At 57.5% G+C, this 21,466-nt stretch carries 14 protein-coding genes and 2 pseudogenes; 5 read left to right on the top strand and 11 right to left on the bottom strand.

What is annotated here, in order from left to right; genetic code table 11:
* Window positions 1–294, top strand: a 294-nt coding sequence (locus HWX48_RS02565; protein ID WP_175954302.1) for a tetratricopeptide repeat protein, incomplete at its 5' end; no start/stop codon positions are given.
* A gap of 135 nt (window positions 295–429) precedes the next feature.
* Here the strand turns inward: HWX48_RS02565 and aspS are convergent.
* Window positions 430–2,271: an aspartate--tRNA ligase gene (gene aspS / locus HWX48_RS02560; RefSeq protein WP_175954300.1), complete on the bottom strand. Its 1,842-nt coding sequence runs from the start codon at window positions 2,269–2,271 to the stop codon at window positions 430–432.
* Window positions 2,272–2,370: 99 nt separating this feature from the next.
* Between aspS and HWX48_RS02555 the strand changes: the two genes are divergently transcribed.
* The 4 genes from HWX48_RS02555 (at window position 2,371) to HWX48_RS02540 (ending at window position 8,980) form a co-directional block, all read left to right on the top strand.
* On the top strand, window positions 2,371–3,864 hold the full coding sequence (locus HWX48_RS02555) for an MFS transporter (protein WP_254872923.1): 1,494 nt from the start codon (window positions 2,371–2,373) through the stop codon (window positions 3,862–3,864).
* Window positions 3,865–4,117: 253 nt separating this feature from the next.
* Window positions 4,118–6,736: a DEAD/DEAH box helicase gene (locus tag HWX48_RS02550; protein WP_254872922.1), complete on the top strand. Its 2,619-nt coding sequence runs from the start codon at window positions 4,118–4,120 to the stop codon at window positions 6,734–6,736.
* 219 nt (window positions 6,737–6,955) lie between these two features.
* Window positions 6,956–7,879 (top strand): Abi family protein, encoded by a 924-nt coding sequence (locus HWX48_RS02545; protein WP_175954298.1) that lies wholly within the window; start codon window positions 6,956–6,958, stop codon window positions 7,877–7,879.
* Window positions 7,880–7,912: 33 nt separating this feature from the next.
* A complete protein-coding gene (locus tag HWX48_RS02540) occupies window positions 7,913–8,980 on the top strand; it encodes a Gfo/Idh/MocA family protein (protein WP_175954296.1) in 1,068 nt (355 codons plus the stop codon).
* On the opposite strand, the gene HWX48_RS02535 is transcribed toward HWX48_RS02540, so the two are convergent.
* The 10 genes and pseudogenes from HWX48_RS02535 to HWX48_RS02485 all read right to left on the bottom strand — a co-directional run bounded on the left by HWX48_RS02535 (window position 8,974) and on the right by HWX48_RS02485 (window position 21,256).
* Entirely contained in the window at window positions 8,974–10,254 is a 1,281-nt protein-coding gene (locus HWX48_RS02535; protein WP_175954294.1) for a hypothetical protein, read from the bottom strand. The genes HWX48_RS02540 and HWX48_RS02535 overlap by 7 nt on opposite strands.
* A 193-nt stretch (window positions 10,255–10,447) precedes the next feature.
* The gene (locus HWX48_RS11390; RefSeq protein WP_175954292.1) at window positions 10,448–10,660 is read right to left on the bottom strand and encodes an integrase core domain-containing protein; all 213 of its coding nucleotides are present in this window, start codon (window positions 10,658–10,660) and stop codon (window positions 10,448–10,450) included.
* 60 nt (window positions 10,661–10,720) lie between these two features.
* Window positions 10,721–11,134, bottom strand: a complete 414-nt coding sequence (locus HWX48_RS02525) for an IS3 family transposase (protein WP_175954290.1) — start codon at window positions 11,132–11,134, stop codon at window positions 10,721–10,723.
* A 93-nt stretch (window positions 11,135–11,227) separates the two neighbouring features.
* Window positions 11,228–11,464, bottom strand: a pseudogene (locus HWX48_RS11385) (transposase); the annotation flags it as partial.
* 247 nt (window positions 11,465–11,711) lie between these two features.
* Entirely contained in the window at window positions 11,712–13,082 is a 1,371-nt protein-coding gene (locus HWX48_RS02515) for an AAA family ATPase (protein WP_175954288.1), read from the bottom strand.
* A 58-nt stretch (window positions 13,083–13,140) separates the two neighbouring features.
* Window positions 13,141–14,186: pseudogene (locus tag HWX48_RS11175) on the bottom strand (ISL3 family transposase); the annotation flags it as partial.
* 90 nt (window positions 14,187–14,276) lie between these two features.
* A complete protein-coding gene (locus tag HWX48_RS02500) occupies window positions 14,277–16,199 on the bottom strand; it encodes a hypothetical protein (protein ID WP_175954284.1) in 1,923 nt (640 codons plus the stop codon).
* 62 nt (window positions 16,200–16,261) lie between these two features.
* Window positions 16,262–17,374 carry a Swt1 family HEPN domain-containing protein gene (locus HWX48_RS02495; RefSeq protein WP_175954281.1) on the bottom strand — a complete coding sequence of 371 codons (1,113 nt, stop codon included), beginning with the start codon at window positions 17,372–17,374 and terminating at the stop codon, window positions 16,262–16,264.
* 3 nt (window positions 17,375–17,377) lie between these two features.
* Window positions 17,378–20,161 carry a class I SAM-dependent DNA methyltransferase gene (locus HWX48_RS02490; protein WP_175954279.1) on the bottom strand — a complete coding sequence of 928 codons (2,784 nt, stop codon included), beginning with the start codon at window positions 20,159–20,161 and terminating at the stop codon, window positions 17,378–17,380.
* A gap of 399 nt (window positions 20,162–20,560) precedes the next feature.
* Entirely contained in the window at window positions 20,561–21,256 is a 696-nt protein-coding gene (locus HWX48_RS02485) for an exonuclease domain-containing protein (protein ID WP_175954277.1), read from the bottom strand.
* Window positions 21,257–21,466 lie beyond the last annotated feature (210 nt).

Raw genomic sequence — 21,466 nt, 5'->3', positions numbered from 1 at the left:
ATCCCGTTGCATGAAGAGACTCTTGCCCAGCGCGAGGAGGTTTTGAGTCCAATACACCCCACCACGCTCATGAGTCGTAACAACCTCGCCCACGCCTACGTGTCGGTGGGGCGCTTTGATGAGGCGATCGTTCTGCTCGAAGACACTCTTGCCCAATGCGAGGAGGTTTTAGGCCCAATACACCCCACCACGCTCGCTAATCGTAACAACCTCGCCTACGCCTACATGAAAGCAGGACGAGAAGACGATGCGCGTCGTCTCCTAGGAGAAGCAGACGGAAACGACACGAACTAAGCAACTGATCTTCAGGACGCCTGCAAAACAAAGGGCCGCGCGGGAATGTTTCCCGCGCGGCCCCTCTCAGCCCTGCTCAGCGATTGACAATCACTCCTTGGCGGAGCGCGATAGCCGCTCCGCCAAGTTCAACGCTCACTCAGCAGCAGCCTCGCCAGCTTCGGCTTTGTCGCCCTCAGCCTTTTCTGCCTCTGCCTCTTCGCCACGCTTCTTCGGCGTAGCGTCCACGCCGGCTTCCTTACGCTGCTCGGGCGTGATGGGGGCCGGGGCCTCGGTCAGCGGGTCGTAGCCGCCGCCGGACTTGGGGAAGGCGATGACGTCGCGGATGGACTCAGCCTTGGTCAGCAGGGATACGATGCGGTCCCAACCGAAGGCCAGGCCACCGTGAGGGGGAGCGCCGAACTTGAAAGCGTCCAGCAGGAAGCCGAACTTCTCCTGAGCCTCTTCCTCACCAATACCCATCACCTTGAACACGCGCTCTTGCACGTCACGGCGGTGGATACGGATCGAGCCGCCGCCGATCTCATTGCCATTGCAGACAATGTCGTAGGCGTAGGCCAAGGCGTTGCCCGGGTCCTCGTCGAAACGATCCAGCCATTCGGGCTTGGGCGAGGTGAAGGCGTGGTGCACGGCCGTCCAGGCGGAGTTGCCCAGGGCCACGTCACCGTCAGCCTCGGCAGCGCCGGTGGGCTTGAACAGGGGTGCGTCAACCACCCAGGTGAAGGCCCACGCGTCAGGATCAATCAAGTCACAACGCTTGCCCACCTCCAGGCGCACGGCGCCCAGAAGCTCACGGGTGGGATCAGCCTTGCCCGCGCCGAAGAAGATGCAGTCGCCGGGGTTCGCGCCGGTTGCGGCAGCCATGCCCTCACGCTCAGCGTCGGTGAGGTTCTTGGCAACGGGGCCACCCAGGGTGCCGTCCTCGCCAATGGTGACGTAGGCCAGGCCCTTCGCGCCGCGCGCCTTGGCCCATTCCTGCCACTTGTCGAAGGTACGGCGCGGCTGGGAAGCACCGCCGGGCATGACAACAGCGCCGACGTACTCGTTTTGGAACACGCGGAAGGAAGTGTCCTTGAAGTATTCGGTGAGGTCCACCAGCTCCAGGCAAAAACGCAGGTCGGGCTTGTCCGAACCGTAGCGCTCCATGGCCTCCTTGAAGGGCATGCGAGGCAGCGGGGTGGGCAGGTCAACGCCAATCAGCGCCCACACGTTCTTGAGGATGTCTTCGGCAACAGCGATGACGTCATCTTGCTCGACGAAGCTCATCTCAATATCGAGCTGAGTGAACTCAGGCTGGCGGTCGGCGCGGAAGTCCTCGTCGCGGTAGCAGCGGGCGATCTGGTAGTAGCGTTCCATGCCACCCACCATGAGGAGCTGCTTGAAGAGCTGGGGCGACTGGGGCAGGGCGTACCAGGAGCCGGGCGACAGGCGGGCCGGCACGAGGAAGTCGCGGGCGCCTTCGGGGGTGGAGCGGGTGAGGGTCGGGGTCTCCACCTCAACGAAGTCGTGGGAGTCCAGGACGCGGCGCGCCGCTTGGGAGACCTTGGAGCGTAGGCGCATGGCGTGTTGCATGGAGGCGCGGCGCAGATCCAGGAAGCGGTACTTGAGGCGGGTTTCCTCGCCGACGTTGCCGGAGTCTTCGGCGTGTGCGGATACCTGGAACGGTAGGGGTGCTGCGGTGTTGAGGATGGTGATGTCGTCACCCATGATCTCAATGGTGCCGGTGGAAAGATTGGGGTTTTCGTTGCCTTCGGGACGGGCACAGACCTCGCCGGTGACCTGGAGGACGTACTCGGAGCGGAGCTCGTGGGCAACGGATTCGTCGCGGACGACCACCTGGACGATGCCGGAGGCGTCGCGCAGATCCACGAATGCGACACCACCGTGGTCACGGCGGCGGTCTACCCAGCCGGCGAGGGTGACGGTTTGGCCGACTTTGTCCAGGCCAAGGGTGTCGATGTTGTGAGTGCGCAGCACAGTTATTCCTTTCGTAGTTACCATCCGCGAGACGGGCGGCGGCAGTGGATATTCTACGCCCTTTGCGCCCCTCCCCCAGCACATGAGACGATCCTTCCCATGACGTCTTCGCCACCTTCACCTTCTGCCGCCTCGCCTGAGGAAGCGCACGCTTTGTCCGCCTCTTCACCGGCGGCGGAGCGCGACGCTGTTGGCGAGGCGGCCGCGCAGGTGGCGCGGACGCGCTGGTCGCCTCAGGAGATCACGCTCATGATCGGGTCGGTGGCGTTAATTACGCTTGGCGCTTTCGAGTCGCTGGCAACGACGACGATTATGCCGCGCGTGGTCGCGGACTTGGGTGCGCAGACGTGGTTTTCGGTGGCGTCGGGGGCGGCGCTGACCGCTCAGTTGTTTGCGGTGGTGATCGCGGGTTCGTTGTCGGATTCACGAGGTGCTCGCCCGGTTCTGTGGGCGGGGATCGTGGCCTTCAATGTGGGCTTAGTGCTGTGCGCTATCGCGCCTCATGTTGCGGTATTCGTGGTGGGCCGCCTGCTGCAGGGCCTGGGCATGGGGCTGCTGATCGTGCCCCTGTATGTTCTGATCGGCGCAATCGCTTCCGAGGAGCACCGCCCGAGCTTTTTCGCTGCGTTTTCTTTGGCGTGGCTGGTTCCGGCTCTCATTGGCCCGGCGATTGCCGGGTGGGTGGCTGATGCTTTCGGTTGGCGCATCGTCTTTGGTGCTGTGCCCGCTATTGCTCTCATCAATGTTTTCCCGCTACTGCCGCTCCTGCGTCAGATCCCTCCGCCTTCTCACGAGGCCACCGCTGCAGGCGCCCTGTCGTTAAAGACCCTGACGTTGTTGGCCCTGGCCGGCGGTGTCGGCGTCTTCGCCCTACAGCTTTCTGGTGCGCTTTCTGGCCTGCCTATGCTGGTCTTGGCCTGCGTTGGCCTGGCGTTTTCCATCTATGCCCTGCCGCGACTGCTGCCGCGGGGGATTTTCCGTGCACGCGCCGGCTTGCCGTCGATCATTGGTGTGCGTCTGTTCATCATGGCGGCGTTCATGGGTGGGACCGCGTTTCTTCCTCTGCTTTTGGTGGAGGTCCACGGGTGGGCGGCGAAGGAGGCTGCCCTTGTCGTGACCTTAGGGACGGTGGGATGGTCAATGACGGCAGCTATCCAGGCCAGGATTCATGCGCCGAAGACACGCGAGCTTCTGCCGCTGGCTGGCGCGATCCTCATGGCCGTTGGTCTTTCCTGTATCGCCCTGCTGACCTCATCCCACACGCCGGTGGCGGTGGGAGCGGTGGGTGCGCTGCTGATGAGCGGCGGAGCGGGTTTTGCCCATTCGACGATCTCGGTGCTTGCCCTGAGCGTGACACCTCAACATAAGCACGGGAAGGTGTCGTCCTGGTTGCAGGTTGCTGACGCGGCTGGGTCGGCTTTGCAGCTTGCTGTGACGTCGGTGGTTCTTTTTGCGTGGTCACATCTGCCTATTGCTGGTGATATTTCCTGGACATATGCTCCGGCAGTCGTCCTTGCTGTCATTTCGGCGTTGATTGGCGTGTTTTATGCGCTGCGTGGCCGGATGCCGGTGAGGGATGTCACCGGCGCCTAGTCGTGGTTTTCTGCGCATTTGCGGGTAGGGTTATGGGGCGATGAGGCGCAGCCCCACAGTGATGGTGACCGGCAGGAAGTGACCGGTGAGTGTTGTTGGTGAGTTGAGGCCGCGCTGAAGGTCTCCATAGACCCAGCCGTGGCACGAGCCCCGGTTTCGACTCCACATTTCCAGCCCAGCAACTCCCCTACGGTTTGTGTGTAGTGGGTGTATTGTGCTGCGCGCTGGCCAGCCACGAAAGATGACTGTGCCCATGTCTGCTGACACCCATCAATTCTCCTCTCCCCTGTTCCTTGAGCCCGAAGACATTGACATGCTCAATGTCGAGGTCGAGTTCGTCGGCGAGGACCACTCCGATATCGCTGTTGAGGACGCCGCTGAGATCGTCGGCGAGGTCGACGAGGATGTTCTTCCCTCCGCTGAGGAAGAAGACGAGACCGACGAGGCTGACGATGACGACTTTGACGAAGACGGCGACGACTTCGACGAAGACAATGACGCTGACGATCACACTGACGAGGATGACGAGGACCTCGACGACGACACCGAAGACGACGACGCCGAAGAGGACGACGCCTCGGCCTCGTCCAGCGTAACCTTCGCCGACCTTGGCCTACCCACCCGCATCCTCGACGCCGTCACCCAACTCGGCTTCGTCACCCCCACCCCCATCCAGGCTGCCTCCATCCCCGCGCTGCTCGAAGGCCGCGACGTTGTGGGTATCGCCCAGACGGGCACGGGCAAGACCGCCGCTTTCGGCCTGCCGCTGCTGGCTGACATTAACGCTGGTCACAAGTACGTGCAGGCACTGATCCTGGCCCCCACGCGCGAATTGGCGATGCAGTCCGCTCAGGCGCTGGAAAACTTCGCTGACCTCTCCCGCGGTGTGGAGATTGTCCCCGTGTATGGCGGTTCTGCCTATGGCCCGCAGATCAATGCCCTGAAGAAGGGTGCGCAGGTCGTGGTCGGCACGCCTGGCCGCGTCATTGACCTGATTGAGAAGGGCGCGCTGGACCTGTCCCAGGGGCGTATGTTCGTCCTCGATGAGGCCGATGAGATGCTGCGCATGGGCTTTGCTGAAGACGTTGAGACCATTACGGCCTCCGTCCCCGCCGAGCGTCGCACTGCGCTCTTCTCGGCCACGATGCCTCCCGCGATTGAGAAGATCGCTGCCACCCACCTGACTGATCCGGTCAAGATCGAAGTCACGGCCGCCTCCTCTACCGTCGATACCATTACCCAGACCTATGCCGTGGTGCCCTACAAGCACAAGATCGGTGCCCTGGGCCGCGTCCTGGCCACCCGCGCCGCTGACGCCGCCATTGTTTTCGTCCGCACGCGTATGGACGTTGAGGAGATCTCCATTGAGATGGCCTCGCGAGGCTTCCGTGCAGCTGGTATTTCCGGCGACGTCGCGCAAACTGAGCGTGAGCGCCTGGTCCAGCGCCTGCGCAACGGCAGCCTGGACGTGCTGGTCGCCACCGACGTGGCCGCCCGTGGCCTGGATGTTGAACGCATTGGCCTGGTGGTGAACTTTGACGTTCCGCGCGAGCCGGAAGCCTATGTGCACCGCATTGGCCGCACGGGCCGCGCTGGCCGAGAGGGCCTGGCGCTGACCTTCTTTACTCCGCGTGAGTCTGGCCGTCTGCGCCGCATAGAAAAGCTCACGGGCACGCCCATGATCGAGGTGCAGATTCCTACGCCAGCAGCGGTGTCGGAGTTCCGCTCCCGTCGCATTCTTGAGGGCCTGGCCGCTCGCGTGGAGCGTGGCCGCCTGGACCTGTACAAGAACCTCCTGTCCGAGGTCGTTGCCGCGTCGCAGGCCGCTCACGAAGAAGCCGAGCTCGCAGCCCTTGAAGCCACCGAAAATGGGGAAGAAGCTCCCGCTGTGCCCGCAGCCATGAGCTTGCTCGACATTGCAGCGGCGCTGATGGCCAACGCCGTCGGCGATGAGGGCCCGGCTCTCCGCATCGAGAAGGACCGCCGCGGTGAGGGCAAGACCCGCCGCGAGGAAAAGCTCGACGAGAATGGCGAATTTGTTGGCGCCGTCTTTGAAGGTGGCCGCGATAAGGGCGAGCGCGCTGATCGTGGCAAGGGGGACAAGGGGCGTCGCCCTCGTCCTTCGGGCGCTTTCGGACGCCGCTTCCGCGTGGAGGTCGGCAAGAAGGACGGCGTGAAGCCCGGCGCGATCGTGGGTGCGATCACCGGCGAGGGCGGCATCGCCGGTAAGGACCTGGGTCGTATCGAAATCTTCCCGACCTTCTCTTTGGTGGAAATCGCCGCCGATATGGACGACCAGACCATGGCGCGTATCGGCAAGGCTCACGTGCAAGGCCGCCCTCTGCGTATTCGTGAGGATCAGGGTGCCCCCTCTCGCGGGCAGCGCGATGGTGAGCGTGAGAATCGTTTCCAGGACCGAGACCGCAGTTTCGATCGTCCGCGCGGCGAGCGTGGACGTGATGACTTTGGCCGTGGAGAGCGCGACGGACGAGGCGACCGTGGGGAGCGCCCTCGTTTTGAGCGCGGTGGACGCGATCGTGATCGCGGTTTCGATCGCGGTGAGCGTCGCGAGCGTGACTACGGTCGTCGTGATGGTGGCCGCGACTGGGCGAGCCATGATGGCCGAGACCGTTTCCGAGGCGACCGCCAGGATGAGCGTTACGGCGACCGCAGTGGCCGCGACGGCTGGCGTGAGGGCGGACGTGAACGCGGTGGCCGTGAGTTCCACGGTCGCTCCAGCCAAGGCTCGCACGCCTCGCACTCCAAGCAGGCAGGGTATGGCCGCGATAGCCGTTACGGTGGTGGCAGCCGCGGTGGTCATTCGGATCGTCGCTTCGGCGGGTCGCGTGGGGAGCACCGCCCTAAGCGCTGACGCTTCTCGACGCTGACACGCCTCAACCCCAACTCTGGTGTGTTGGCGTCACAGTCCGCCGATCGCGTTGGCTCTACCACTCCCCTCTCTCTGTCTCCCTTCGGGCTCCGCCCAGGGTGACGGTGGGAGGGGATTGACGTATCCGCCTTTTCTTCATGGCCAGCGTGTTAGGCTCACCGTGGTTATCAGTCGCACTCACATCGCAGCGAGGAGGGCACCATGGCGCACGACAAGGTGAGGGCTCTGCTTGCTGCGCACTGCGAGGAGCTCGCCGAGCGAGGCCTCCACATCGGCGACTGGGCTGAAGCCATGAGTTTCCTCGCGATGATTGGCGTGCGTCGTTTCGACCACTACGCGCGTTACTGGACCGACCCCACCCCCATGAAGGGACCGCAACCTTTCGATGAGGGCGCCCGCTTTGAGGAGATCCGCAGTCTCTACGAGGCCGAGAGGGATCTTTCTGAAGCGATGATGGCGGGATTGCGCCGGGCTGAGGTGGGTTTGCGCGCCCAATTCGCCCTGCATTTTGAGGCTGTCTCGGGCAGCCCGCGCCTGCTGGTGCCTGAGGCCGCTGAGGATGGCGCCCCTAACCGCTCCCCCGCCGAGGTGCGCATGCCCTGGCCTGCGATTATGAACGACCTGGCGCGCTCGAAGGAGCCCCATATTGTCAGTCGGCGGCGTCAAGCTCTCGAGGAGGATTGGTCGGATCGCACGTGGCAGCGTTTCCTCATTGCCGAGACGGTGGACACGTTGACCTTTGGGACGCTGGCGCGCTGTATTGAGCAGGCCTACGGGTCGGGCGTGTCAGAGTCCTTGGAAGATGCCCTAGGCACGCCGCGCGGCTACCTGAAGTCGCAGGTGCGGGCGCTGGTGTACTTGCGTAATCGTGGGGCTCATCTGGCACGCCTGTGGAATCACACGTGCACGCGCTCCCCTGAGCTTGCCGGCGAGGATCTTCATGCTGCCAGCCGATACCGTGTTTTTGTGGCGCATTCGGTGTATGAGCATTTGCTGGTGATCTCTGTGCTGCTGCGCCAACTGGGGTGTTGTGAGGATTGGCTGGGCTCGACGGTGGAGCCTTTGTTGGAGGCTCATCCGGCGCTGGCATTGGGGATTACGCACCCGTATAAGTACGGTCAGTGAACGTGTTCAGCTCTTTCGTGCCATGATTCTTCTATGGCTGATTTTGTGAATCCGCATGCGGCACTGGCGCCGCTGCCTGAACCTCTTTCTCATTTTGCTCGCGGTGTTGAGCTGCCTGACCCGATGGAGGCTCCTGCCTTGAGGTGGGGCATCATCGGCGCTGGCGGTATCGCTCGGACTTTCGCTCGTGATGTGCCGGCCTATTCTTCGGGGCGTGTGGTGGCAGTTGCCGCCCGCGATCAGGAGCGCGCGCAGGCTTTCGCGCAGGAGTATGGCATTGAGCGCGTCCATGATTCCTACGAGCAGCTGGTTGCTGACCCGCAGGTGGATGCCGTGTATGTCGCCACCATTCACCCCATGCACGCTGAGCATGCGCTGCTGGCGATTGAGGCTGGTAAGCCCGTGCTGGTGGAGAAGGCTTTCACGATGAATGCCGCGCAGGCGCGGCGTATCTTTGATGCCGCGCGTGAGCGTGGAGTGTTCGTCATGGAGGCAATGTGGACTCGCCACCTGCCCCACCAGCGGGTGCTGCGTCAGGTGCTGGCCAATGGGGGCTTGGGGCAGATCGTGTCTGCGCAGGCTGATCACGGCCAGTACCTGTGGCATGTTCCGCGTTTGACTGATCCTGAGCTTGGCGGCGGCGCCCTGTTGGACTTGGGCGTGTATTCCCTGTCCTTTATTCAGAGCATCGCGCCTGATGCTCGCCTGGTGTCAGCTGATGGTGTGTTGACGGATGCGGGCGTGGACCTGGCTAATGTTGCTGTCCTTCGTGCGGGCGAGGCTCTGGCCGTGGCACGTTCGAACTTTAGTGGCCGCTCCGCTACGGCCGCTGAGGTCGTGTGCGAGCGCGGCGCGTTGGAGTTGCCGCTGCAGTTCTACCGTCCCGGCGTGCTTCAGCTGCGCACCTTCGGTGGCGAGAATCCTGACGGCGACACCGTCACCTGGGATGCGACGGTGCCGGGCGGCTTCCAGTACGAGGCCGCTGAGGTCGCCCGCTGCGTTGCGGCGGGGGCGCTGGAGTCTGCGGTGATGCCCTGGGCGGACACCCTGGCCGTCATGGAGTTGATGGACGAGGTGCGTGAGCGCATCGGAGTTCATTGAACGGCTTTGTTCAATAGGAGTCTGTAGTCGGAGGCGTAGGTTGGCTGCTCTTTTTCAAGTTCTGCCTGCGCTGTCACAAGTGTGAGGACCAGAGCATCGTCTGCTCTGGTCAAGTAGCGAACGAGGCCTTCTCGTTCACTACAGTACCTGCGCAGGGTCGTGTGGAATCGCCATCTGCGTTCCCAAGCGAAGTCCCACTTGCGAATATGTGGTCGTACTGCCCCCAGTATGACCGAGGTGCCGATGAAAAGTCCGATGAAAGATGTGAGAGCAATGAGGTGTGCAGCGCTTATTCGCTGGGAAATGTCGACGAGTTTCTCGATCATACCAAGAGTCGGCAAGAGAAGGGCCGCAGTCACTGTCCATCGCAGGATCTTCATTTCGGCGTCTATTTGAGTGCCTCCGCTGAGGGAAAGGACATACTGCACGAACGCCACGATCCACACGAGTATTGTATAGACCAGCACCTTAACGGAGTTGCTCATCCATACGAGGCTGATAGCAGCGCTCAGGTTGACACCTATGACAGCACAGCTTACCCACACGCCAGCGGGCGAGGGCGGCATTCGGAGCTGAACCATTACTGCCAGGAGCTTTCTTAGCCGTTGGAGCCGTTTGAGTTCTCCCCCGAGTTTGTCGCTTAGCGGAACGGCGACTTCCACCATCGTGATGAGGATGATGATGAAGAGCACCAATTGGGCCAAGAGGTAGTTGGGATGGATCCATGAAACGTAGGCGAATTTCTTGATCTCGCGTATGAACGATGCTGGCATGTACCACTCGTAGTGGCGGATAAGAGCTGCGCTTCCGATGACTCCAACAAAGTGGTAGATCACGAGAGTCAAGGAGACTAGCCACGCGGCAAATATGACAGCTTCTCTTTGCTTAACCCTTTGGTGATTATCTTGAATTTCCGCCAACATTTGTGAGCCGTCCCGTGAGGCCGTAGAGGGAAGATTGCTTGCGGGGATGGCGAGCAATGCTCCGTAGAGGGCGAGAAGTACGCTGGGGATTGCAAGGAGTGCAGAGAACGATGCGTCTCTTTGCTCTTTAAAGTGGTTGGAATGGTTTAACAGCCAAGCGTCCACGTGGGCCTGATCGGGGAAGTTAAGCAGGAGAATGAAGCCCATGAGAGGGAGCATCCAGATGAGGACTGCGCTAATAAACACTATGCCAAGCAATCGCTGGAGTAGACTCGGCGTCGATGGACTCGTTGAGCCGCGAGGAGGTGGAGGCTTAGCCTCAACGGGCAGCGGATACATCATGTCAACCACGGTTCCCCGCTGATCTTGATCAAGTGTGGCGCGCAGTCTGATCATGAACCCACACTAAGAAAACTTCTCCAAAAGTGTGCCAACTCAACACAAATCCATCATTTTCTCGGAATTTTCTTAGCTTATGCGCAGCTATTGTTGCGTCCGGACTATTCACGCAGGTCCGGGGTAACAGATTAAGGGGTTCCCGTTTTTAGTGCCGGGTGTTGTTAGAGTGTGTGGGTTGTTTTCCAGTGTTCAGCGTACTCGGTTGGGGTGAGGTAGCCCAGTGATGAGTGGAGGTGTTGGTGGTTTGCCGCGCTTGTATGAGGTTAGCAATGTCGTTGCGCCGTAGGCGCTCCCTTCTGCGGTAGTTGTTAAATGATTCGAGATACCCGTTGTTCCAGGGCGTACCTGGAGGGAGCATGCCACGCCAATACGCGTGCCGCACTATCGTTGCAGGCGTTTGGAGATGAATTCTGGGCCACTATCGGAGGGTGCCACGAAGGGCGAAAAGGGCGCTGAGCGCCTTGGCAAGAGCATCAGCGTCGACACTGCGCTCGATCATGTCGATGAGGGATACACGGGTGAATTCATCGAACATGGGCACTATCTTGACTGCGTGACCATCCCTGGTCACACCGTATTGGAAATCAATACTCCACACATGATTCGGGCACGTGGCTTTCACCTGGGGCGTGGTGGTTATCCCACGGCGTACTTCTTTACGTGGGGTCTTACGGGTTAAGCCTTCCTCGCGCCAGAGGCGCTGGATCTTCTTGAGGTTAATCTCCATTCCCACATCATGAACCAGGTAAGCGTGAGCTCGGCGGAAGCCGTGACACGGATGCGCAAATCGGATACCGCCGCAGCGTGGCGCGAAGTTCTTTATCAGGATCACGGGGCGTGTCCTTGGCCCTATCGCGCGCAAATGCAGTCCTGGACATGCCAAGGATCGCGCACGCGCGGCGCACGCTAAAACCCAGGGTGTCGATCACATGATAGATAGCCCGGTGGCGAGAGTCCGGGCATAGAATTTTCCCTTCGCAATGAGTTTCGGCGAGTCGATTTCTAACACTTGATCAGCCAAAATCCGTTTGAGTCGAGCGATTTCGTCTTTCGTCTGCACATACTCAGCAACCTCGTCACTAGTCATTTGCCCAAAGTGCTTACGCCAGTTGTACAACGTCGCAGTCGAGACCTCTAAGTCGGCAGCGACCTCCTCAGTGGATAGTCCTTGAGCGGGTCAGTTCGGCATCGTGTTCCAACAAACGCACAATCGCCGTCACAGAATGAGGCTTCCCCGAAGCCATATAAAATCAGTCCTTCCATCAGTGCCAACGCACATCAGCACCACGAATATGACTCTAACAACCCCCGGACCTAAAAACAGGGATCAGGTCGATAGGCAACAGAATTTAGCCGTTGCCGAACAGAAATTCGTACCGACTAGCAGCGGACACTACAAGCGTCTTACATTAGGCTGGACGCATACCGTTAGCATTTTTTGAAAGTAATTTCCCCTTTGCCGCCCACCTCAAATAGAACGCAAAGAAAGGATCTGCAATATGCAAATTTGAATGAGGGTCATCATCAGTGAACTCGATAATCGGCTGAAGATTCAATTCGTCATTTACAGCATCATCGGAATTGAGACTATCATCCGCTTCTGTTTCATATGACATAGCTAGACTCAGACGCTTTTCAGCTATATTGGACATGTACTTAAGGGTTCGCGTTATCTGGTGACCCGCGGGTCCATCTCCCGAAACGAGGCGTGCCACCTCCTTTTGGATCTCCGTATTGGATATTTCCAACCTTGGCCCTATGGAGGCAATAGCCAACAGGGTAAGGCCGTACGAGTCGAGCTTCACGCCATCCGCATCTCTAATTGCCCATCGGGTACGATCAGTTCCCCTCGTAGCAGGCCCATTCCAAAGGCGATTAAACCAGTCTTCCGAAGAAAGATCAACCAAGTCGCTGAAGAACCTAGCCCAATCGTTTGGGGCGCGGAGAGGTGTTGCTGTTTCCTGCGCGTACCTGACATTGTTCTCTTTACAAAGCTCAAGGCAGAAAGTCTGCATCAGATGGGGGCTTCCATAGGACTCTGCGGCGAGTTTAAGGGCTAGAGAGTCGTCACGGTCTTCACAGTTGAGCGCAGAAAAGCCCTTTTGTGCAATTTGAACAAGATCCTCTTCAGACCAAAATTCAATCTGAAGCGCCTTGACCCGTCCAGTCATATCTGGCTCCGCTGTAAGTACATCACGAACGCGATGCGATATCGATACTAGAATTATAGGTAACCCCTTATGTACAGACGGCTTGAGTCCGCGCACAATCTCGCGCTGAACCTTTCTTGGGATGAAGTGAAAGTCGTCGATCACCAAAGCTTTTTTTGCCTCGATAAGCATTTGTGGCGCGAGCACCTCAAATGGACGCTGCGTGGAGTAACGATAAGTCTGCGTATTATCAGTTGAGGAAGATAGCTTCGTCCCGATATCAAATAACGCACGTATTCCAGTGTTTACAGAAACTTCACCTGACAAGGATGCAGTATCGTCGGTCTGGACCTCAAGCCCCGGATAAGCTCCGAGCTCATACGAAATGCGCTCCCAGAGAATATTGACCGAATCAATTCCTTGACCGTCGATCCAGATTGGCTCCTTGATTACTCGGCGCAGAAGAACAGTCTTACCGGTCTTGGTCGGTCCAGCAATCGTTAATATTGCACCTGTCTCATGAAGATAATCTTGAACGCGTTGCTCAAGACGCTGATCCTCTCGAGGATTATAGGTAACGCTAGGAAGCTTGCCTGGAACAAACACATCGTAAACACTAGTGACACTCATAGTTTAAAACGTACACCTTTTGATGCATTTTGCCAATGGCTTTACCGGCTCTTCCCATTTAAGGGTGTAGTTGGGGTTTGAGCCCGCCTGCTTCGTGCAGGCTGCGGGTGGTGTAGTTGGTGAGGTTGCGAAAGCCCGGTGCTGTGCCGCGTAAGTGTTCGAGTGGTCCGTTGAGTACTTCGGTGGGGCCGTTGCTAGTCCTGGGGCAGTCGAAATAGGCCAGGATGTCACCGGCTCGTTTCTTCAGTGTGCGCCCCAGGGTGATGACCTCACTCAAGGTGGCAGGTACGCCGCAAGAGATTGCGATGATCAGCTTTCGTATGAGTCTTTTGCCTTTGCCTCTGTCGGGCTGGCGGTAGGCGGCCACCATCTTCTGGTACACGCCCCAGGTCACCTCGACTTGAGTGTGGTCACCGTTGGCGAAGAGCACCTCTAGACGTTTGTGTTGGCCAGGGGTGAGCAGGTCGATACCGGTGTGCAGGGTACGGCGGGCTTTGTAGAGGGGATCATCAGCCCGCCCCCGACGGTCGTGCAGTTCTTGCTGAACACGCCGGTGAGACTCATCGAGGGCTTGACCGGCAAGCCTGACGACGACGGAGGGATCTCACACAGGTCTGGCCTGGGGCATTTCCTCTGTGGCGGCGCTCTATAAACCCGCTAAATCCGTCCATCGCGACCACCTCCACGCCATCTGGCCATGCCTGGGGCCGCTGGGCCAGCCAGCCTCTTGAAGGCCTGCTTGGAGCGGCCCTGAACCATGCCTGGCAGCCTGGCCGGGCCGGTGCCATCCCTGATGGGGGGGTAAAGGTCGATGACCACGGTTACCTACTTGTCACCTACACGAGTATGGCGCCAGAGGTGCTCCTCCACGCCGATAACTTTGACTCCTTCAAGCCGGGCGGGGTCGTTGATCAAGAGGTGCACGCCTTGGGCCAACACAGCATCGTTGGCGGTGTCCCAAGCTACTGCCAGGCCCTGAGCGATGCGGGCCATGCTTAGGTGTTGACACACCACTGCTTCCAACGCCCAGCCCAGGGCGCGTCTCGATAGGCGCGCCCTGGGCTGGGCCGCCAGGTCCATATTCTGACGCCATACGTGTCCACAACTTGCGGACAACCTCACCCCATTTGGGAAGAGCCAGATATCTAACATGGTCCAGTCTCTATTGGAGAAGTCCTCACGACTGAACCGATGTCAGTTTGTTTTTGTGTTTTTGAGGTGCTTCCCAATGTATCCAATATACGCCTTTTGGGTACCTAGAGGATCGGCATAGTAGTACAGTCGAGGTGCTTTTGTGTCTCGAGTGACGGGCTTAAAATGTGCGAACATGACCATCTTCCCACTCGGATCGAGCGAAAAAGGAACTCTAAACTCGCGCATCTTTCTCATTGCTGTATTTGTTTGGACTGTATCGCTTTCATTCTCGCTATGTCGAGAAACTGGACATTTCTTTCCCGACACCTCGGAGCTAGAAAGATAGGCATGCATACCTCCCCTAAATCCGCTCTCGACACACTCCTTCATATAATCCCGGAGGACCATGATGGACTCCCAAAGCCGCGCTGCAATCATTAGATCCCCGTCTGATTGATCGAGAACATCTGCGTCATCGACCGCTCTTTCAGGATCGCAGACCTCTACGTACTTCGTGATTTCATCATAAATTCCGGACTCATCGTAGGCTAAACGCTCAACGATCTCAACAACGCTAGAGGGGGTGGCGTCATAGAGAGAAGGGGGATCTTCAACATATTCATATCTATCCTTTCTAGAGGATTTCCATCGCTCAAGAGATCGTCTCTTCTTCTCCTCTTTTCGCCGCTCTTCATCAGTCAAAGCATGCTCAAAACGCTCCTCCTCCAACTCTTTCTGGAGGACGATTAGCTGATCCTGCAATTCATACTTTTCTTCATTCGCGCGATTTATATCCTCTTTATAGTGGCCCACGCGGGATTTATGTGAATCCAATTCCTTTACTACATCTTCGAATGAACTGAAATCATGCCCGCTGAGTTTAAGAGTAGAGGCAACAAGTGCCCACGCATCCTCAAACGAGAAGCCTGCAACACTTTCAATAGCCTCATCGTCCGCTGATGATTGAGGAATAGCATGCGATTGTGTAGCGGAGTCGTCAACTTGGATTGAAGTGAAAAATCCGCTGGTCTTGTCAGGCGCAATGTCGTTGAAAGGAGTGTCTATGAGGTCTAGTTCTATCTTCCTCTTTTCCAATAGACGAATAGACCTCGTAAGCTCACTTGGAATACTCCTGTCGAGTAGATATCTCCGCGGAATCACTGAAATTGTTTCAGCAAGCCTGCCGGAGAATCGCATCCGATCCGTATTCAGGTGACGTGCAAGAGTTTTTGCAGTAAGAATCCGATGTCGCCAACCATCAGCAGGATCATCTAAATGCACTTTGGGAACAAAAGTGCGAACAGCACCCAATGGAATCTCATGTGCGGCGCCTAGTTGCTTGTTTAGGTAGCAATGGGACTCCTCATTAAGAACGAAGAACGCTGCACAACCATAAATCTGAGTGGTTAGAGATTTGAGAGCATCGACCCAAGTCAGTAGCGGAACGTCCGGAACGGGAGCAGCGACAATGAGAGGAATGTGTCTGTCAGCGCTCGTAATGTAGGAATAGAGATCATCACTGTTTTCGTCTTTGACAATCTGCCAACGATCCGATATTGGCACATTACCAGCAACCACATTGACAGACTGAAGCATATTTCGAACGATGCCAGGCGGGCCAGGTTGTATTATCGCCCCATTTTTAGACCGCCCTTCGCATTCAAGAAGAATCATCTGACGGGAATGCTTCGTAGACAATCCCGAGTAGGAGACCAAACGTGTTACCCAACGTGTCTGGTGAGCGTCGTAGTGTTCGAGTTCGAGCAGGAGACGTTCTATATCAGAACCTCGGTCTTCGATGACGGTCAGGATCGCACCGTTTCCCACGCTGAAACGCCCGGTACCCTCCCAGTCATAACGATTAACCGGGTGTTTTGAACGGCCTGCAAGTAGTTTCAGCCAAGATCTAAACTGCTGTGACGAGATGTCGAATGCACTTTCGTTGGAGGCGATCTCGAGAATCGATCGGTAGCCAATTGTCATGACATTCACTTCCTTTTAGTCGCACACGGTAGGTTAGTTGGGATGAAGGGGATGAATAAGTATCAATGCGTTACATGGCAAGCCAAATCAAGGTGGCTGGTGACGGTCTTGGTTCGGCGTTTGCGGCCGAAGGTTTGGAGGATGGCGGCGTCGAGGGCGGTGCCGGAGAGGGACGGGTCTGCGGCTTCAAGGAAGCGCTTGGTGTTGCGGATCTCGACGGGGCTAATGTCAGTGAAGGCACGGCCAGCGTTGGAATCGTTCGGGCGGAACTCCCTCCAGGACTCCGGATCAATATCGCTCGGCCACACAAAACCCTGCGCATCCACAAACAGTCCATACTGGCGCACCTGACGCTCGAGCTTCTTTTGACGCGCAGGAAACAAACGGCTCAAGCCAAAAGAAGCAGCCGTCAGCCGACACAAACGCCCAATATGAACAGGGCCCTCAAACTCGGCAATCTCCGCAGCAACCGCGCGCACCTGCTCCTTCGCGACCTTCTTCGGCAGATCGTCGAGCACAGACACCTCCCCCACCACCACAAGCTGCCACGGCTCAAAAGTGTGTCGGCCAGCTCCAATAGTGGGTGTGTCTTGGGTGTCGTCGCGTGAGAGCACGACGCCATCGGGCGCAACAAACTCTTCCGCTGGTTCTCCGCCCGGTGCATCATCTGTCGTATGATCACCACCGCCGGTGGCTCCGAGACAGCTAGATTCCGAGGCATGGGTGGCGATGCTGTTCTCCGCAGCCAAGGCCGCCAGAGCTTCATCCCGAAGTGCACAAGCGCGGTCAGACCCATCTTGGTCACCGAAATGCTTAAGCAAGCGCGCGCAGAAGTCATGCGTGTGCCATGCGTCAAGGACCGAGAGCTCATCATGATGAACCCAGCGGTTTCGCATAATGCGCAGCTCATTGCCTAAAGTGCTGACAACACGCGTGTGATCATCAAAAGGGAAACCCAGTTGGCCCAAGCGCTCCGTTAACACCTTGAGCTGAGCCTGCAGATCAGATCTCGCGTATTCCCGAGGGACCTTGCCATGAGAGCGATCTAGTTCAATCAGAATCCGCGTCCATGACAGGGAACCAAGGTGGAGGCGAAGATGGGCATCAATGATCGGTTCGAGGCGCGCTGAGAGATTTACCAAATCACTGTCGATAGAGTACCGAGGAGTAAACACGCCTCACTCCCCCGTCATCTCGATATATCGCTGGAAGAGGATTGCCAGGCGTTCGTCATTGTTGGCGCACGGCTCAGTTGCGCCAAAAGCGCGGTCGACAAGAATATCGAGGGCGTCATGTGCTGCAAGTAGTGCCTGATCCATATTGTCAGGCCGATAGTGTTCAGCCAACGAACGCTCGGGATACAGCTCGCGCGCAGCGAGCACGCCCTTGCCAGCTTCAATAATCTGCTGACGGAGCTCAGCATCAACCGGAGGCAACGGCAGATTGTTCCACACGATCGTGTTGGAGAAATTTAGATCAGACTTTAAGCGGCCTCCCACAGCCTTCTGCCAAGTGATGAACAATGATGAGCTGACAATCGAAAAAACGAAGCCGTCAGGATCCACAACGGTATACAGCTTATTTCCTGCAATGATCTCTTCTCCACACCATGCTGCCGTGTAATAGTTGCGGTTCGCCGAGACCACTGCAGGAATGGCGACATAGGGCACTTTTGGTTGATGGTCTTCTTGGAAGAGATACGAAGTTTCGGCAGAGCGTCTGGTCGGTTCTTTCTTAGAGGCAAGGCGCATCTCCCTAACTGCCGTAATGCGTTCGTTAAGTACTGGACTTCTTTGAAGATCTGCTGGATCAAAATCCTCAACAGCCATCCATAGACACCAACGATCGAGCCCTTGTACCAACTCTTTGCCCATCCGGAAAGGGCGCACATACTTCGCAGCGATAGCGTCAGCAACTACCTCTTCGTATTCGTCACTTTCGACAATCAGATGCCCGCCATCAGTTGGCTGAGACCCTCTATGCACAGGCACGATTTCTAGGCTGATCGGTTTATTCTTCCTATCGACGAAAACGCTTGGTCCGTTGAGAAGGTAACCATTGATGTTCGTGACCTCGGTGCCAACTGGTCTACCGCCAAAGTCTGGATAGCTAAAAAGCTGAGCAGGTCGCACTTCGCGCTTATCAAAGCCGATAATCACACAATGCACTGCAGCCTTATCTGCTGCCTCCGATGACCAGGGGAAAGTCTGATGCGCAAAGCGGATGCGCCAACCGGCCTCGAATAGCGGTTTGAAGAGTGCCGCCACAGGCTGGCCTTGCGCAATCGAGTTCGTCGAAACGAAGGCGAAGCGACCTCCTCGCACGTCCTCGAAGTAATCTGACGCCTTTTTATACCAGCAGGTGACGTAGTCCAGATAGCCGTCGTAGAGGTCTCCCCACACTCGTTTCGTATCCTCAACCTGTTCCTTCGTTTTCAGGTACTGACCGATAAAAGGCGGATTCCCCATGATGAAAGAACAGCCCTCTGCGGGAAGGACATCATTCCAATCGATCCTCAACGCATTGGCCTGAACGATGTTTGCGCGCTCATGTAGAGGGAAGTCATCGCCGCCAAGATCGTAGAACATCGAAGTTTCGCCGTTTGCCTTCAACCTCGAGATCCAGAGTGCAGTTTCAGCTACCGTGACCGCAAAGTCATTGATCTCGATACCGTAGAACTGAGACAGGCTCACACGCTCAGAGTTCTCCTCATCGCTTGAGAAGCCCAGCTCAGTCTGACCACCGCGCAGCTCATTGAGCACCGCGTCCTCAAGTTTACGCAGGCATATATACGTCTCTGTCAGGAAGTTACCGCTGCCACAAGCAGGATCTAAAAAGGTCAGGTGGCAAAGCTTCTGGTGGAACCTCGACAGTCTGTTCTTACGCTTCCTCGGAGTCTGGTCAACCTCACTGCAGATCTGAGCGAATTCTTCCTTCAATTCGTCCAAGAAGAGAGAATCGATGACCTTGTGGATGTTCTCAGGACTGCTGTAGTGCATTCCACCAGAGCGCCGAGTCTGTGGGTTGAGTGTGCTCTCGAAGATGCCGCCAAAGATAGTGGGGCTGATCTGCGACCAGTCGACCAAAGCAGAGACTTCTCGAAGAAGAAACTCCTTCATTTCATCGCTGAAGTTAGGGATCTCAGCTTCCTCACGGAACAATCCCCCGTTCACATAAGGGAAGTCCCTCACGGACGTGTCGTAGGGATCTCGATCCTTGACCGGCGTATCAAGAGCGCGGAACAACCGCTTCAATGCCAAGCGGATGTTATCCGATGGAACCGCCCGAAGATAGCGATAGAAAGCATCCTTAGGGAACAGCCCCGCGTCCTCGCAATACAGGCAGAAAACAAGCCGCACACACAAAACATTGAGCGAATGCATCGATGTGTCCGAATCCGGATCGAGGTAACCCGAGCGCATCTTGTCATAGAGTCGTCCGATCAGCTCACCGGCTTGGATAGAGGCACGTTTTTCCTTTTCCAAACGGCTATTTGCAGGATCAACGATAAACGCGAGGTATTCGGGGTGATCAGCAAGCTCCTCTAGCGTGAATTCAAAAGCATGGTCCGCTAACGTACTTTTGGCATAGTTATCCCTGTCATACACGCGGAACGTGCCGAAGTTACAGGTCACGACATAGCGTGGCTGTTCAGGACGAGGAAGCTCCTCAACGTAGTCAAGAGCCTGCTCAAGTGCAGTCTTAATCTTTCCTTGGCGTAGTTCTCCTTTGTCCATGTCGACCTGGATTGACTTCTGCTCAATGAGAACATCAGCCTCCCGAATCCAGACATCAACGAACCCTCCACTTGGCAGGTGATGCTCAAAGAGAACTTCATCGATATGTGCGTACCCAATCACGCGTAGTAGCTGAAGCCAAAACTGCTGAGTCTCGCCCTTCTCGTAGCCTCGTCCCTGCCAACGCTCAACGAATTCGCGGGCAGCCTTCTTATCAAAGCTCATCGCTTACGCTCCCTGGTCAGAACTACTGTGGCCCAATCCGCCAGATCGTATGCGGAGAGCAGTTTGGACGACCTGGAGGGCAGAGGCAGTAGCACGAGAAAGGAAGTGCGACACCTTACGGTGAAGAGAACTTTCAAGGATCTGCGTCATTGGGTATCCGAACTGTGACGGTGGACGGGGTGGAACTAAAAAAGATTCTAGTTAGTTCACCCCGAATTTGAATGAACGCACCCGGCGTGGACAGGAGGGTGAATGCGCATGGCACGCTATTCCCGCACTCCAAGCATGCAGACGCCACGAAACAGACCCCATCATGAGCCCATTCGAGCGCAATACGCATGCTCACACGTGCTCGCCGAAGCGATGGGAGCGCTGAACCCGACTCCTTCCCACCCAGCCCTAGAACAGCTGAGCAGCGACCTCAGGGCGTTGAAGCGAGGCAACAATCAAAGCGCAGGCCTCAGCGTCGGAGTCAGCCCGGTGATGATTCAGGTGGTACTCTGGCACGCACGCGCGGGCGACAGTTGGCAGCTTATGGTTCACTAGACCCGGCATCACACGGGCTGCAAGGCGGTAGCTACAGAAGAACGTCTGAGGAAAGGTACTCACCTGGTAGTACTCATCCAGGTCCTTCCACACTCGGGCATCAAAAGCCGCATTGTGTGCATACACCGGCAGCGCACCGATGAAGGTACCCACCACTGCGCCGACGCCCTCCCACGATGGCGCACGCTGAACATCCGCAAAAGAAATCCCATGAAGGTAGGTGAATTCAAAGCGTTGGAAGCCTTCGGGCGGTAGAAGGTAACTCACGAAGCGATCGACAACGCGGCCATGACGCACCTTCACCAGCGCAATCTGGCAGGCGGACACACCGCCTTGCCGATTCGCCGTCTCGAAATCGACAGCCACAAACTCGCGAGCCATCAGCTGATCAGCGCTCGGAATGTACCGGCTCCTGCGCTGAGATGCCCTCCGAGAACGAGGAGCAGAAACGCGGCGCCTCTGGGCAGGACTTCCCGACCAGAGGGAGGAAGAAGCAGGATCCGCCTGCACCGCACCCTGCTCCCTCGGCAGTTCATCGAAAAGACTCATCTCACTCCCCTCCCCCAGATACCCAGTTACCCAGATACCCAGATACCCAGATGACCCGGCTATCCATCTCCCCGGACGCCCCGCTATTATCCCGCGCACACCGTCGGGGGAGCAAAAGCAGCCTTCGCCCTGTCACAGGCGATCCCGCGCATGCCTTCCGCAAGCCAAGTCGCCACGGATGCGCCTCCTCGATTCTGCGTGTCTCACTTA

Origin of the sequence: Schaalia sp. Marseille-Q2122 (assembly GCF_903645355.1) — a bacterium.
GTDB lineage: Bacteria > Actinomycetota > Actinomycetes > Actinomycetales > Actinomycetaceae > Pauljensenia.
Note: the sequence above shows the minus strand (reverse complement) of the source record. Positions and strands in the feature narration are given on the sequence as shown.